This is a genomic window from Lentzea sp. NPDC055074 (assembly GCF_053608005.1).
On record NZ_JBSGUQ010000001.1, the window covers coordinates 100,330 to 114,034 of the forward strand.

The 13,705-nt window shown below is 69.8% G+C and carries 10 protein-coding genes; 5 read left to right on the forward strand and 5 right to left on the reverse strand.

The features are described from left to right. Nucleotides 1–31: 31 nt before the first annotated feature. A complete protein-coding gene (locus tag ACWF7A_RS00520; protein ID WP_452248233.1) occupies nt 32–817 on the forward strand; it encodes an alpha/beta fold hydrolase in 786 nt (261 codons plus the stop codon). A 25-nt stretch (nt 818–842) separates the two neighbouring features. Here ACWF7A_RS00520 and ACWF7A_RS00525 read toward each other — a convergent pair whose 3' ends face one another. Then, entirely contained in the window at nt 843–1,775 is a 933-nt protein-coding gene (locus ACWF7A_RS00525; RefSeq protein WP_452248234.1) for a hypothetical protein, read from the reverse strand. A 140-nt stretch (nt 1,776–1,915) separates the two neighbouring features. Between ACWF7A_RS00525 and ACWF7A_RS00530 the strand changes: the two genes are divergently transcribed. The 3 genes from ACWF7A_RS00530 to chvE all read left to right on the forward strand — a co-directional run bounded on the left by ACWF7A_RS00530 (nt 1,916) and on the right by chvE (nt 5,630). Beyond that, nucleotides 1,916–2,650, forward strand: coding sequence for a hypothetical protein (locus ACWF7A_RS00530; protein ID WP_452248235.1), 735 nt, complete (start codon nt 1,916–1,918; stop codon nt 2,648–2,650). A gap of 113 nt (nt 2,651–2,763) precedes the next feature. After that, nucleotides 2,764–4,308: a hypothetical protein gene (locus tag ACWF7A_RS00535; RefSeq protein ID WP_452248236.1), complete on the forward strand. Its 1,545-nt coding sequence runs from the start codon at nt 2,764–2,766 to the stop codon at nt 4,306–4,308. 230 nt (nt 4,309–4,538) lie between these two features. Next, on the forward strand, nt 4,539–5,630 hold the full coding sequence (chvE, locus tag ACWF7A_RS00540; protein WP_452248237.1) for a multiple monosaccharide ABC transporter substrate-binding protein: 1,092 nt from the start codon (nt 4,539–4,541) through the stop codon (nt 5,628–5,630). A gap of 10 nt (nt 5,631–5,640) precedes the next feature. On the opposite strand, the gene ACWF7A_RS00545 is transcribed toward chvE, so the two are convergent. Next, on the reverse strand, nt 5,641–8,103 hold the full coding sequence (locus tag ACWF7A_RS00545; RefSeq protein ID WP_452248238.1) for a M12 family metallo-peptidase: 2,463 nt from the start codon (nt 8,101–8,103) through the stop codon (nt 5,641–5,643). A gap of 94 nt (nt 8,104–8,197) precedes the next feature. On the opposite strand from ACWF7A_RS00545, the gene ACWF7A_RS00550 reads away from it, so the two are divergent. After that, nucleotides 8,198–8,935 carry a ribonuclease activity regulator RraA gene (locus ACWF7A_RS00550; protein ID WP_452248239.1) on the forward strand — a complete coding sequence of 246 codons (738 nt, stop codon included), beginning with the start codon at nt 8,198–8,200 and terminating at the stop codon, nt 8,933–8,935. On the opposite strand, the gene ACWF7A_RS00555 is transcribed toward ACWF7A_RS00550, so the two are convergent. Genes ACWF7A_RS00555 through ACWF7A_RS00565 form a run of 3 tightly spaced genes read right to left on the reverse strand, consistent with a single transcriptional unit; the run spans nt 8,932 to nt 13,588 of the window. After that, complete coding sequence (locus ACWF7A_RS00555) at nt 8,932–10,203, reverse strand: mandelate racemase/muconate lactonizing enzyme family protein (RefSeq protein ID WP_452248240.1); 1,272 nt, start codon at nt 10,201–10,203, stop codon at nt 8,932–8,934. The genes ACWF7A_RS00550 and ACWF7A_RS00555 overlap by 4 nt on opposite strands. Further along, on the reverse strand, nt 10,200–12,209 hold the full coding sequence (locus tag ACWF7A_RS00560) for an ABC transporter permease (RefSeq protein WP_452248241.1): 2,010 nt from the start codon (nt 12,207–12,209) through the stop codon (nt 10,200–10,202). The genes ACWF7A_RS00555 and ACWF7A_RS00560 overlap by 4 nt, the downstream gene beginning before the upstream one ends. Then, complete coding sequence (locus ACWF7A_RS00565) at nt 12,206–13,588, reverse strand: extracellular solute-binding protein (RefSeq protein WP_452248242.1); 1,383 nt, start codon at nt 13,586–13,588, stop codon at nt 12,206–12,208. The genes ACWF7A_RS00560 and ACWF7A_RS00565 overlap by 4 nt, the downstream gene beginning before the upstream one ends. Nucleotides 13,589–13,705 lie beyond the last annotated feature (117 nt).

The following is a 13,705-nucleotide window of genomic DNA, read 5'->3' on the forward strand; positions in this document are numbered from 1 at the left end:
GCACGATCCTCGATCCCGACGGGGGCGCACCATGCAGAACGACGAGGCTCGCGTGTACGGCGAGTCAGGCCCGCCGGTGCTGCTCCTGCCCGGCGGCGCCGAGTCCTGCGACGGCTTCTTCCCCGGCCTGCGCGAGGGCCTGGCGGGCCGGGCCCTGGTGGTCGAACACGATCGGCCCGGCACCGGCACGTCGACGTCGGACGGATCGCTGGCCGACGCTACCGCCGCGCTGAGCTCGTTCGTCGAGCGGCTCGGCCGGGGTCCCGTCGTCGTGGTCGGCCAGAGCCTGGGAGGCGCGGTGGGGGTGCTGCTCGCCCGCGACCACCCCGAGCAGGTGGCGGGCCTGGTGCTGCTCGACCCCACGCCGATCAACGACCCGAACTCCTGCACGAGGATCGAACGCATGACGGGCGTGCTCGGCAGGATCGCCACGATCCCCGGACTGCGCCGCCTGCTCGCCGCCGCGTTCCGCGCCACCGCACGCCGGACCGCGCGCGGTCTGCGTCCCGACTGCGCCGCCGCGGCCGAACGCACGGCGAACCTGGACATCCCGACGCTCGCCCGCGCTGTCCGCGGGCTGACCGGCCTCTCCCACGGGCTGCGGGAGTCCGACCTCCCCCGGCTGCCGACGGTGGTGGTGACGGCCGAGCGCAAGCCCGGCCACGCGGTCCTGCTCGCTCACAGCCGTCTCGCCGACGCGTTCGGCGGCGAGATCCGGAGCTGGCCGGGTGCGACGCACAGCGTCCACCTCGATCACCCCGACGAGGTCCTGGAGACCGTGCGCGAGGTCGTCGACCGGGTGGCCGCGACGAGGTGAACCGAGCAGGCCGGCTTAGGTGGGATCACCACGTCAGACCGAGAACGTCCGCCATCGCGGCCAGGCCGTGCGGACTCAGGAACGCTGGGCGCAGCTTGGTGCCGTGCTGCAGGTAAGGGTGGAGCACGACCTCGCCCTTCGGCAGCACGTAGGCATCGGCCCAGGTCTCGGTGGCGTACCTCGCTGCGTCCTCGTCGGCCACGTGGCTGAGCAGCGTGGTGGATCCTTCGGGCAGCCGCCACGCTGCCTGCGGCCTTCCTCGCACCAGTTCGTCACGCGGCGCCAAGAAGCTTCGGCGCACCAGGGGAACCAGGTCCGGCGGCGGCGTGATTCCCGCGGCAGAGGCCCGCTTCGCGAACCATGAACCCAGTTTGGGCGTGTGCCACGGCGGGTCGCCGTCATGACCGTCGGGCCACAGCTCCGGACACAGACCCACGAGATTTTCCTGCAGGGACAGGCGGAGAAGCTCACTCGTGCCATCCGCGGAGGACGCTCGCCCCCACGGGTTGTGGCCCGGGTCAGGCTTCGATACTGGTGTGAAGAACCTGGCACCGCACAGAAGCCGCTCGACGGGGTCGGCGATCGCGCGCACCCTCGCGAGTTCCGCCTCTGCCCGAGCGTTCTCGGCCGCGACCTCCTGCTGCTCCTGCTGTTCGGACGCGGCGCGAGCGGCTTCAACGCAGGCGAAGCACATGCGTTGAGCGCCACCCGCCGAGTGGTCACCGCACACGAACGTGCCGCAGGACGTGCACACGCCCACGGCGAAAGTCCCGCAGGCACATGTCGTGTTGCGGCCCCGGTCGCCACCTGCGTGGTAGCGCTGCCCGCACGGGATCCTTCGTGCCACCGCCAGCCCCGTCGCTGGGTCGGTGAACACTTCCGGACGCCACCCCAGGCATTCGTGAAAACCCGGCGCGATGACCTTGTGTGCCGCGCTACCGCAGTGGGGACAGGTCACCGGATACCTCCTCGTGGACGACATCCGGCTATCGCTCATGCGGTGCAGTCCGCTACCGCACGGCTTCTCGTCGCGTGTAACTCGATCGCCGCGCCGCGCGAACTGAGTGGAGACACCCGCCGCGAGCTAGGACGGTCGCCATGGTCCAGCCTGACCCCGACAACCTTCCGGACAAGCCCGACGACGCGCTCGTGCACCTGGTGGAGAACCAACTCGGCCTACCCCTGCTCGCGTTCCTCATCGCGAGTGCGCTCTTCGTGACGGCCTGGTTCGGCTTCATCCGCGCGGCGCTGGGACTCGCGATCCGCGCGGCGCGGACCGTCGACGCGGGGCTGCGATCGAGGCCACGGCTGGAGCGCGTTCTGCTGGTCAGCTCGTTCGTGGTGCTGGTGGGCCTGGAACTCCTGTGGCTGTACGTCGTGTTCCTGATCGGCAACCTGCTGTCGTTCGGCTTCGGCCTGCGGGACAGCCCGATCATCCCGCTGGACGTCGTCGGGGTCGGCGTGCCGGCAGGCGCGACGGCGTTGGACACCTTCTCGTTTCTGTACCTGCTGTCGGCGATCGGCGTGTTGTTCCTCGCCGGACGCAGCGAAACCCGGCTCGACGACCGGGTCGTCCCGATCAACGCGACGATCATCAGCGCTCCGACCCTGGTGTGGGGCGTTCCCACCGCCGCGGTCGTTCTCTTCGACACCGCGTCCATGCTGTGGCAGGACGGCAAACCGTTCCTGCCGCCGGACATGCACCCTCCCGCGGCCATCGCGGCGTTCTGCCTGGCCTACTACATCGCCTGCTGCATGGCGGTGTTCGGCGTCGTACTGCTGGTCCGGCTCTGGCAGCGACAGCCCCAGCCGGGTGCGAAGATGAAGCTCTGAGGCGGGAGTCGGGCTGCTGTGCCCTGGACCAGCCGGGTGCGCACCGCTGTCCCAGGCCGATCTGGCGCCGGACCGAGTCGTTGCCGTGATCACGGCAACGCAGGCTGGACCCCATGCGAGCCGGGGTGTTCCTGCGCTGGGTGGCGCATCCGCTGACCGTGGGGGCGACCGCGGTCCTGCTGCTCAACGACCACGTGTTCAAGCAGGCGTGGCCGGGTGTCGTCACCGGCAAGCTCAGCGACGTCGCCGGACTGGTGGTGGCGCCGGCGGTGCTGGGGGTGGTGTTCGGCCTGTTCCGCGCCGGCTCGTTCGGTGCCGCGGCGGCGACGCTGCTGACGGGGGCCGGGTTCGCGTGGGTGAAGCTGAGCGGCACGGGAGCCGAGGTCGCTTCGGCGGCGTGGTCCGTCGTCAACGGACCCTCGGTCGTCCTGGCCGACCCGACCGACCTGGTCGCGTTGCCCGCGCTGGGACTCGCGTGGTGGGCCTGGCGACAGGCGGCCGCGGCTCCTCCCCTGCCGGACGGCCCCGTCCACCAGGTGCGAGTGCTGCTCGCGATGCCGCTCGCGGTGCTGGCCGTCGCCGCCACCTCCGCGCCCCTCGACACCCTTCAGTCGGTGAACTCCGTGCAGCTCGTGGGCGACCAGGTGGTCATCGAGGTGCAACAGCGGCTCTACAGCTCCGGCTCCGCTGGCGGCGGGTGGACTCCACTGGCGGAAGTCACGCCTGAGGAGTTGCTGGGTCGCCGGCAACCCGAAGCCTGCGTGCCCGGCGACGCCGCGCACTGCTACCGGGTGCACGGAGTCGGTGACCTCGACGTCCCCGGCCCGGTGCCCCACGGTGGCCGGTTGCTCGGCGTCGACGAGACGACCGACGGCGGCCGGACCTGGCGCACCGCCTGGGAGGTGCCGGCCTCGCGGTGGCCGTTCGTCCAGCGCCAGCACCCGGCCTCCGGAGGGATCGACCGCGTGTCGAAGGTGGCCAGTGTGGACGTCCTGGTCCGCACCGTCCCGGGTGGACACGAGGTGGTCGTGGCCAACGGCGCCGACGGGCTCGCGGTCCGCGACGCTTCCGGTGTGTGGCAACGAGTACCGGTCGAGGTCTCGGCAACCGGGGTGACCATCCGCCCCGCACCGCTCACCGGGTTCGGCCGGGTGATCGGGGACGACGTGCTCGACGCCGGGATGATCACCCTGCTCGCACTGCTGATCGGGATGTCGGTCGCGGCCCGCCGGTCCCGCGCCCGGATCGGGCACGTGCTCGTGGTGGTGCTGCCCCTCGTCTTCCTCCTGCTGGTGGCCATCCCGATCACCGGCGCGGTCGTGTTCTTCACGTCCTCCTCCGGCACGTCGACCATGCCCAAGCTGCTGCTCCCGCTGTTCCTGACCGGCATCGGCATCGGTCTCACGATGGCGCAGGGGGCGGTGCGCCGGTCACGCGCGGCGGTGGTCGACGCCGCCGCCGTGCTGACCGGGCTGGCGTTCCTGGTGCCTTTCCTGGGCTGGACTCTCGGTCTGCCCGCAGAACGCGGGCCCGCGACCCAGATCGGCCTGGCCCTCGCGGCGGCATGCCTGGTCCTGGTGGTCGTGGCCGGCTGGTGGGCGGGCCGCGACCCGGCCGTCACCGGCCGAGACCAGGTCCCGGCGACTCCACCGCGGTAACCGCCGCGAAGGCGTCCCCGAGGAACCGCCCCGACTGCCGTCATCGCGTTGCAGTCCACCTCTTGATCGCCTCACGCCGGTACTGCGGTGTCCGCCGAACCATTCGTGTCTTTGATGGCCGGACCGCATTCCACGTCGCCCTGCTTGATCCCCCTGGCCCCAGTTGTTAACGTCCACATCCGCTTGTGGCCCAGGTCACAGAACGTAGTTGGTCCGCGCTAGGAGCCGGGATGCGATCGTCGAAGTTCGGGGTGCTCGTGTTAGCGCTGCTCGTGGCGGCGTGCGGTGCTCCCGCAGCCGGTGAACAGGGCAAACCCGATGGCGCTCTCGTGGGCGTGACCATGCCGACGACGACGTCGCAGCGATGGATCAGCGACGGCGAGAACATCAAGCGCGACCTTGAGTCGCGCGGGCACCGGGTCGACCTGCAGTACGCGCAGAACGACGTGCCCACCCAGGCGAAGCAGATCGAGACCCAGATCGGCGCCGGCGCGAAGCTCCTGATCATCGCGTCGGTGGACGGCTCGGCGCTCACCAGCCAGCTGCAGATGGCCGCGGAGGCCGGGATCCCGGTGATCGCCTACGACCGGCTCCTGCGCGGCAGCCCGAACGTCGACTACTACGCGACGTTCGAGAACTTCCGCGTCGGCGTCTACCAGGCCGAGTCGCTGCTGACCGGGCTCGGCCTGCGCAACGGCGACGGCAGCCCCGGCCCCGAGGCCGGTCCGTTCAACGTCGAGCTGTTCGCCGGCTCGGCGGACGACAACAACTCGGTGTTCTTCTTCAACGGCGCCATGTCCGTGCTCAAGCCGTTCATCGACGACAAGAAGCTGGTGGTGCGCAGCGGTCAGACCGACTTCCAGGCCGTGACGACCCTGCGGTGGGACGGCGAGACAGCGCGCAAGCGGATGGACGAGATCCTCACGACGGCGTACCGCCGCAACAAGGTCAACGGCGTGCTTTCGCCCTACGACGGCATCTCCCTCGGCATCCTGGCCGCGCTGAAGAACAACGGGTACGGCCCCGTCTTCCCCACCGTGACCGGCCAGGACGCCGAGCTCGGCTCCGTGAAGTCCATCATCGCGGGCGAGCAGTACTCGACGATCTACAAGGACACCCGCGAGCTGGCGACGGCGACGGCGTCGATGGCCGAGGCCGTGCTGAAGGGCCGGACGCCGCCGCAGCTCAACAACCTCAACGACTACGAGAACGGCGTCAAGATCGTCCCCGCCTTCCTGCTCAACCCCGTGAGCGTCGACAAGTCCAACTACCACAAGGTCCTCGTCGACTCCGGCTACTACACCGACGACCAGCTCCGCTGAACCCGCGAGGTCAGCCGGTGATGGTCAGGTCGGCGTCGTTCAGGTCGAAGAAGACGTTGCCGACGGCCTCGATCCTGATCCGGCCCTGGTCGGTCCGCACCCTCGGCAGCCTCACGGTCTCGGCCCCGTCGTTGCGGGTGCCGGCCGCGAGCACGTGCGGGAAGGTCAGCCCGCCGTCGGTGGAGAAGGTGATCCGCACGGTCCTCGCGTTCACCGGGGAGGCCGCCGTCCCGGCCACGTCCCAGGTGACCTGGTGCCGCGAACCGCCCCGGTACGACGCACGGGACGCGTGTGAGGTCACCAGGAACGGGCCCGTGCCCGGCGCGATCACGAGTTCGGTGTCGGCACTGCCCACGCCACCACCACCCTGCCTGCCGTCGCGGGCGGTGAGTCTGAAGTGGAGGGTGCGAGAACCGTCCACGCCCACCCAGTCCGCGGTGGGCAGGAACTCCGAGTAGCAGTCGACGAGAGCGGGCGGCACGTTCGTGTCGAAACCGGTCTCCGGCGCGGGAGGTGGAGGCGCGGCCGGGCATCGGCCCGTGACCGCGTTGGTGTTGCCGGCCGCGATCTGCGCGAGGTCGGGGAAGACCCGCCGTGGGTCGGTCGTCGCGGTGTTGGCGCCTGGCGAGTGGTACTTCAGGGCGTCTTCCGCGCTGACGACGGCGGCGGTGCCGAACACGCGGAACAGGGGGCCGTCGGTCTTGGTGTTGTCCACCAGCGAGGTACCGGCCTCACCGCCCGGATCGTTCTGCTCCCACAGGTACGTCACCGGGTCGCCGTCGGGATCGGAGGCCTTGCCGGTCAAGGCGAACGGGGTGCGCGCCGGGATGGTCCGCCGCGCGGGCACGGTCACGACCGGCACGTGGTTGCGGGTGGACTCGACGCGGTGGCCACCGTTGTCCTGCGGGCCGCCCTTGACCGTCTCCCCTGCCCACCCGGACGCCCCGGTGAGGTCGATGCCCAGTGCGGAGACGTTCTTCCACCTCAGGCTTCCGCCGAACGTGACCTGGAAACCGGTGGTGTCGAACGGGGTCGGCCGGTTCACGTTGTCCCCGAGGCCCACCACGTCGACCTCCGCGCCCGCGGGCAGGATCGCCTCCACGGCGGCCTTGATCGCTTCCTGGCTGTAGCCGGCGTGGGTGACGGGCGCCGACCTGCGGCCCTCGTAGGTCAGGGTGAACGAGTCGCCACTGCCGAAGTCCCGCAGGGACACGTTCTGCACCTCGTCCCAGTCCCACTGGGTCGAGGAGGTGAACTCGCCGATCTCCGTGCGACTGCGGTGGGAGAAGTAGGGATCGTTGTGGCGCTGGAGGTTGTCCTGCTGGCAGGTGCCCGAGTAGGACATGATCGACGACCCGCTGCCCGGCTCGTAGGACGACGCGGCGACGCGTTGTCCCGTGCCGCACGAGTACTGGTCGCCGTTGAAGGTGTGCTCCGCGTTGAACTGATGCCCCATCTCGTGCGCCACGTAGTCCACGGCGAAGTAGTCACCCGTGGGAGTCGCGATGCCCGTGCAGGCAGCCGCCTTGTGCGCACCACCCACGCCCGGCACTCCCCCGCCGCCGCCCCGGACGCCCAGCACGACGTGCCCGATCTCGTAGTTGCTCGCCCCGACCAGCTGGCCCAGCACCGTCGCGGCACGGCCAAGAGTCCCCGTCACGCACCGCTCCAGTTCCTCCGGCAGGAAGCAGGGAGCCGCGCCGCACGGACCGTTCGACCCGGTCGCCTCGGCGTCGGTGCTGAGGTCGGTCCTGTCGGAACCGTTGGCCAGCACCAACCGGATCGCGAGCTCGTCGTCGTAGATCTGCGCGATCCGGTTGACCAGGGCCGCCTTCGCCGCGGTGACGTTCTCCAGGCCGAAGTAGCGCGCGTAGGACGGGTCGCTGATCATCGCCAGCCGGTAGGTGCGGCGCTGCACGAGCGGACTCGGGGCGGCGCCAGTGGAGCGGGCTTGTCGTGACGCGTACCCGACACCGGCTTCCCGCAACGGTTCGAGGCCACGGCCGTAGGAGCTGACGTAGAGGCTCTGGTCGCGATGGGACAACGGCGCGACGAGCCAGTGTCCGCGTTGCGACCGCACCGACGCGTGGAATCCCAGTGGTGTCAGGTCAGCGCGGACCGACGCGGCCGGGTCGTCCAGACCGCGGCCCGCGTACGTCCTGATCTCGGGGTGCCTTGCCGCAAGTTCCGGCTCCATCACCGGCGAGTCGGCCAGCGCGAACCGTTCGAACGTGCCCGCGGGCGTCGGCAGCACGACCTCGACGGTGCCGGTTCCGGCCAGGGCGGAGGCCATCGCGGTGCGGTCGAGGGTGAACCCCTGCTGACCCGCTCCCGACGCGGAGACGGCATCGTCCACCCCGGCCCACGGATTCTCCGCGGCGGCGGCTGTGCCCGGAGAGGCCACCAGCGCGCCCGTTGTCACAGCGACCAGCAGCACGATCAGCGCCCGGTGTGTCGGCGAACGTCTTGGCACGTAGGTCTCCCAGGGGTTTCGAAACTTTTTCTGGCTCTGCACAACGGTTTCTGCACTACGCTCGGTTCGACGTCCCAACGAGGGAGCTACCGACGTGGTCGAGACGCACGACATCGTTCGCCCGCCCGCAGAACTCAGCGCCGCCCTCGCGACTCTCGGCAGCGCGACGGCCAGCGCCGAACTGAGCCGCATGGGCATCCGCAGCGCGTTCATCCAAGGCCCGGTCACCGTGACACCCGGCATGCGCGTGGCCGGGCCCGCGTTGACACTGCAGTTCCTGCCGAAGCGGGAGGACCTCTACCCCGTCGACGAGTACGAGGAGCCGGAGAAGCAGCTGCACCGGCACGTCATGTACCACGCGCAGGCCGGCGACATGATCGTCGTGGACGCGCGCGGCGACATGAGCAGCGGCGTGTTCGGCGAGATGATGCTGACCTACTTCAAGGGTCGCGGCGGCGCCGGTGTCGTGATCGACGGGTGTCTGCGCGACGTCGGCGAGGCCAGGAAACTCGGTCTCGGGCTGTGGATCCGGGGCGCCACACCGAACTACCACGCCCAGACCGGCATCGTCCCGACCGCCGTGAACGTGCCGGTGGCGTGCGGGGGCACGATCGTCGAGCCGGGCGACATCGTCGTGGCGGACGACGACGGCGCGGTCGTGGTGCCGGTCAAGCTCGCGCCCGCCCTCGTCGCCGTCGCCCGGGAACACGCGGAGTGGGAGGAGTTCTCCCGGATCAAGCTGGCCGAGGGCGGTGACCTGCGGAGGTACTACCCGCTGTCGGAGGACGCCCGGCCCGAGTACGAGCGGTGGCGCGCCGAGCAGGGGCGTTAGCTCCACAGCCGGTCGTGGCTCGACTCGCCGTCCCAGTGCGTCGTCTCGGCGAAGAACACCGGGTCGCGCGGGTCGAGGTGGCATCGCAGCAGCTCCTCGTCGAGGTCGCCGAAACCCAGTCCCGGCGTGTCCGGCACCGTGATGTGGCCGTCCTGGATCAGCGGGCGCGGCAGGCCGGTGACGAGGTCGCTCCAGAACTCCACCTCGGCCGCGTGGTGTTCGAGCGCGAGGAAGTTCTCCGTGGCCGCGGCCAGGTGCACGGACGCCATCGTCGCGATCGGGGACGCCGCGAGGTGCAGCGCCATCGGGATGCCGCGTTCCTGCGCGTGGTCACCGATCCGCTTGGTCTCGGCGATCCCGCCCGCCGTCGCCGGATCGGGGTGCACGACGCGGATGGCACCGGTGTCGAGCAACGGACGGAAGCCGTCGAGCAGGTAGATGTCCTCCCCCGTGCACGTCGGGACGGCCACGGCCTCGGTCAGCTGACGCCACTGGTCCGTCAGCTGCCACGGGATCAGATCCTCGATCCAGGCCAGCGTGAACGGTTCCAGCGCGCGGCCGATGCGGATGCACGAGTCGAGGGCGATGTGACCGAAGTGGTCGGCGGCGAGCGCGACGTCGTACCCGACGACGGACCGGACCGTGTCCACATAGGACGCCAGGTGCTCGACGCCCTTCCCGGTCACCTGGATGCCGGTGAACGGGTGCATCGTCGTCAGGTCCTCGCGGGCACCGGGCGGCGCGATCAACGCCCCCGGCACGTCCCACAGCAGGTCGACGCCGACGTCCATCTTCAGCATCGTGAACCCGCGTCGCTTGCGCTCCAGCAGCCTGGCGCCCATCGCGTGCGGGTCCGGTAGCGACGGAGTGTCGGCGTAGCACCGGATCCGGTCGCGGAACCGGCCGCCGGCCAACGCGTACGCGGGCACTCCGTACGCCTTGCCGGCGAGGTCCATCAGCGCCATCTCGACCCCGGAGACCCCGCCACCCTGCCGTCCGTGCGCCCCGAACTGCTTGATCCTGCGGAAGATCTTGTCGACGTTGCAGGGGTTCTCGCCGACGAGTCTGCTCTTGAGCAGGAGCGCGTAGGTCGCGCTGGCCTGGTCGCGCACCTCCCCGTAGCCCGACAGGCCCTGGTTCGTGTCGATCCTGATGACCGACGAGCGGAACGGCACGCCGGTCAGGTTGGCCACCCGCAGGTCGGTGATCCGCAGGTCGCTCGGCCGGGACGCCGTCGGGACGTGCTCCTCGGTGATCGCCTCGCTCATCCCTTCACCGCGCCCGCGGTGAGGCCCTCGGTCAGGAACCGCTGCCCGAACGCGTACATGGTGACGACCGGGATGCTGATCAGCAGCGAGGCCGCGGCCAGCTGGCCCTGCGGCACGACGTCACCGAAGATCATCGACTGCATGCCGACGGGCAGCGTCTTGTAGTCGTCCTTGGTGATGAACACGAACGCGAACAGGAACTCGTTCCACGCGTTGGTGAGCGTGAACAGCGCCACCGCGAGCAGACCCGGTTTGGCCAGTGGCAGCACGATCCGGATGAACGCCCCGAACCGCGTGCAGCCGTCGACCAGCGCGGCCTCCTCGAGGTCGGCCGGGATCGACTTGAAGTAGCCGACGAGCAGCCACGTCGCGAACGGCAGCGTGAACGTGGGGTAGGCGAGCACCAGCGACCACAACGAGTCGTTGAGGCCGATCCCGCTCATCATCTGGTACAGCGGGATGAACAGCAGCGCGCCCGGCATCACGTACGTGAGCAGGATCGTCACCGTGAAGCTCTCCGAGCCCCGGAACTTCAGCCGTGCCAACGCGTATCCGGCAAGTGCCGCGCAGACCAGGGCGATCACCGTGGACGCCACCGACACCAGGATCGTGTTCAGGTACCAGGTGCCGAACGCCCTGCCCGTGAACAGGTTCGTGAACTGCTCGGTGGTCCACGGCGTCGGCCAGAGGTCGTCGGTGCGCGCCACGATCTGGTTGTCGGACTTGAAGGCCGTGACCGTCATCCAGTACAGCGGCGCGAGCACGAAGCCCAGCAAGCCGATGAGCGCGATCCCCGAACCGGTGCCGCCGACGAGACGCGCGGCCAGCCGGTTGCCCCGCGCGGCGAGCACCGAGACGACCCGTCCGACCGCGGCGGCGAGCACCACGAACACGGCGAGCACGAGCGCCGCCTTCCACACGATGTGCGGCGAGGCCCAGGCCAGCACGAGGGTCGAGGCCGCGACGACGACCCACGGCAGCGCCCGGCGCTGGGCGGGGGTGAGCCGCCTCCGTCCGAGATCACTCGCGGCCGGAAGGTCGTTGCGCCGCATCATGCGCACGAGGATCACCACGAGGACGGCGATGATCGGCAGCATCACCAGCGTGACCGCGGCCCCCGCGCCCAGCTGCAGCTGCTGGATGGCCTTCGAGTAGGCCACCATCACGTACGGCGCGGTGGCGTCGCCCGGACCGCCCTGGGTCATCAACCAGATGAGGTCGAAGTTGTTGAACGTCCAGATCGACGACAGCAGCACCGTCACGATCATGACGTGGCGCAGCCCCGGCAGCGTGATGTGCACGAAGCGCTGCCACGGCGAGGCTCCGTCCACCATCGCCGCCTCGTACAGGTGGCTGTCGATGGCCTTGAGCCCGGCCAGGAACGTCACCGTGAAGAACGGGATGCCCTTCCAGACGTTGACCAGGATGACCGACGGCATCGCGAGGGCGGGATCGGACAGCCACTCCGCCGGCCATCGGTCGACGAGACCGATCGCGGCGAGGCCGGGCCCGATCCCGGAGTCGGTCAGCAGGACGTTGACGCTGCCGAAGATCGGGTCGAACAGGGACCGCCAGGTGAAGGCCGTGACGACCGTCGGCACCACCCACGGCAGCAGGATCACGCCGGCGATGATCGCCCGTCCGCGACGCATGTGGTGCAGCATCAACGCCGCGATGAGGCCGAGGGTCACCTTGAAGATCTCGGCGTACGCGGTGAAGACGAACGAGTTCAGGACTCCTTTGTGGAACACGGTGTCGCCGACGAGGGCGGCGTAGTTGTCCAGCCCCACGAAGACCGTCTCCGCACCGTGGCGTTCCGTGGTGCTGGTGAGGACCGAGTCGACGATCGGGAACAGGATCAGCCCCGCGACGAGCACCAGCGTCGGCCCGACGAACAGCGCGGCGAGGCGCCAGTCGCGTCCGAGCACGCGCTGCGACGGGGACAGCGAGGAGGACGTGCGCGGCGCCGGGCTGACCGGCGCCGGCCGCGTGCGCAGATCGGTCACTGCTTGTAGCCCTGCTGCTCGAAGACCTGGACCATCCGGGTGTGGGCCGCGGCCACGGCGTCGGCGGGTCTGGTGCCCTGGATGACCGACTGCATCATGTCGGTGAGCAGGTAGGCGGCGGTCGCGGCCTGCTCGCCGGGACTCGGCGCCTGCGGGAACTTGAAGCCGGTCTTCGTGGTCACCGGCAGCGGCGTGCGGGTCTGCTCCCGCAGCGCGGGGAACGCCGGATCACCGCTGGTGTAGTACGGGTCGGAGTCCCACACCTTGTCCCACGAGGGGTTCACCAGGCACGGCGCTCCCTTCGCGACACCGAGCAGCGCGGTCCCGCTGGCCATGTACTTGGCCACGAGCTTGGCGAGGTCGGGGTTCTTCGCTCCCTTGAACACGACGAACGAGTTGGACTCGCCGAACGCGAGCGGCTTGTCGATCGCCGGTCCGGTGGCACCGTTGAACGGGTGGGTGTTGGCGTAGACCGGGTTGTTCTTGGTCTTCGAGTCGGCGTAGACGCTGAACTGGTTGAGCGTGAGCCCCAGGATCTGGGCGAGCCAGTTCTCGTTGTTGCTCGAGTCGGTCCAGCTCCCGATGCCGGGCGGCAGCATCGGCGCGTACTTCGGGTTCGTGTAGATGTCACCCATGAACGTGACGGCGGCGACGGTCTCCGGCGAGTTCAGCACCACCTTCGTGCCGGTGTTGTCCGCGAGCGCGCCGCCGTAGCAGTTGATGACGTTGGCGATGAAGCCGTTCGCGTCGCCGGAGCGGTTCACCGTGAGACCCCAGCCGAAGCGCCTCTTCGACGGGTCGGACACCTCCAAAGCGTTGTCGCGCAACTCTTCCCACGTGTAGTGGGGCTTGAGGTCGAGGCCCTTCTCCGTGTACCAGTCCTTGCGCAGGTACATCGCGGACGCGATGAAGTGGTACGGGATCGCGAACCAGCGGCCGCCGAACACGCAGTAGTTGGTGGCCTCCGTCGCGGGCTCGCCGTAGAGCTTCTTCATCTCCTCGACCACGTCGGTGACGTCGGTGAGGGCACCGAGGTTGTGCAGCTGCCCGACGAACCGCCGATCGCTCACGAACGCGAAGTCGCGGCTGGTGCCCGCTTTCACCTCGGCGTCCATCTTCGCGACCATGTCGCCCGCGTCCCCGGAGACCAGGTCGTTGCGGACCGTCGTGCCGGTGGCCTGCGCGAACACCTGCAGCGACGCGTCGAGCGCCTTGTTCGCGGACTCCGAGTAGAGCTTCTGCGAGAGCATTCCGACGGATCCGCCGCGCAGCGGAGCCGCCTGGTCGAGCAAGGCTTGGGGCACCTTGACGTCCACCTGCGGTGCGGCGGGCCCACCGCCCCCGCATCCGGCGAGACCGAGCACGCCGAGCGCGCTCATCCCCAGGAAGGTACGCCTTGATAAGTCCGCTTTCTCTTCCACGACAACAACTCCTCTCGCGTCCGGCCGAGCGGACGCGTACCGACGGGGCGACTCTGCAACCGGCGGGACAACGGG

What these genes read in the sequence shown, in the direction of transcription:
- ACWF7A_RS00520 (WP_452248233.1), top strand. Translation starts at nt 32, where the DNA reads ATGCAGAACGACGAGGCTCGCGTGTACGGCGAGTCAGGCCCGCCGGTG.
- ACWF7A_RS00530 (WP_452248235.1), top strand. Translation starts at nt 1,916, where the DNA reads ATGGTCCAGCCTGACCCCGACAACCTTCCGGACAAGCCCGACGACGCG.
- ACWF7A_RS00535 (WP_452248236.1), top strand. Translation starts at nt 2,764, where the DNA reads ATGCGAGCCGGGGTGTTCCTGCGCTGGGTGGCGCATCCGCTGACCGTG.
- chvE (WP_452248237.1), top strand. Translation starts at nt 4,539, where the DNA reads ATGCGATCGTCGAAGTTCGGGGTGCTCGTGTTAGCGCTGCTCGTGGCG.
- ACWF7A_RS00555 (WP_452248240.1), bottom strand. Translation starts at nt 10,203, where the DNA reads ATGAGCGAGGCGATCACCGAGGAGCACGTCCCGACGGCGTCCCGGCCG.
- ACWF7A_RS00565 (WP_452248242.1), bottom strand. Translation starts at nt 13,588, where the DNA reads ATGAGCGCGCTCGGCGTGCTCGGTCTCGCCGGATGCGGGGGCGGTGGG.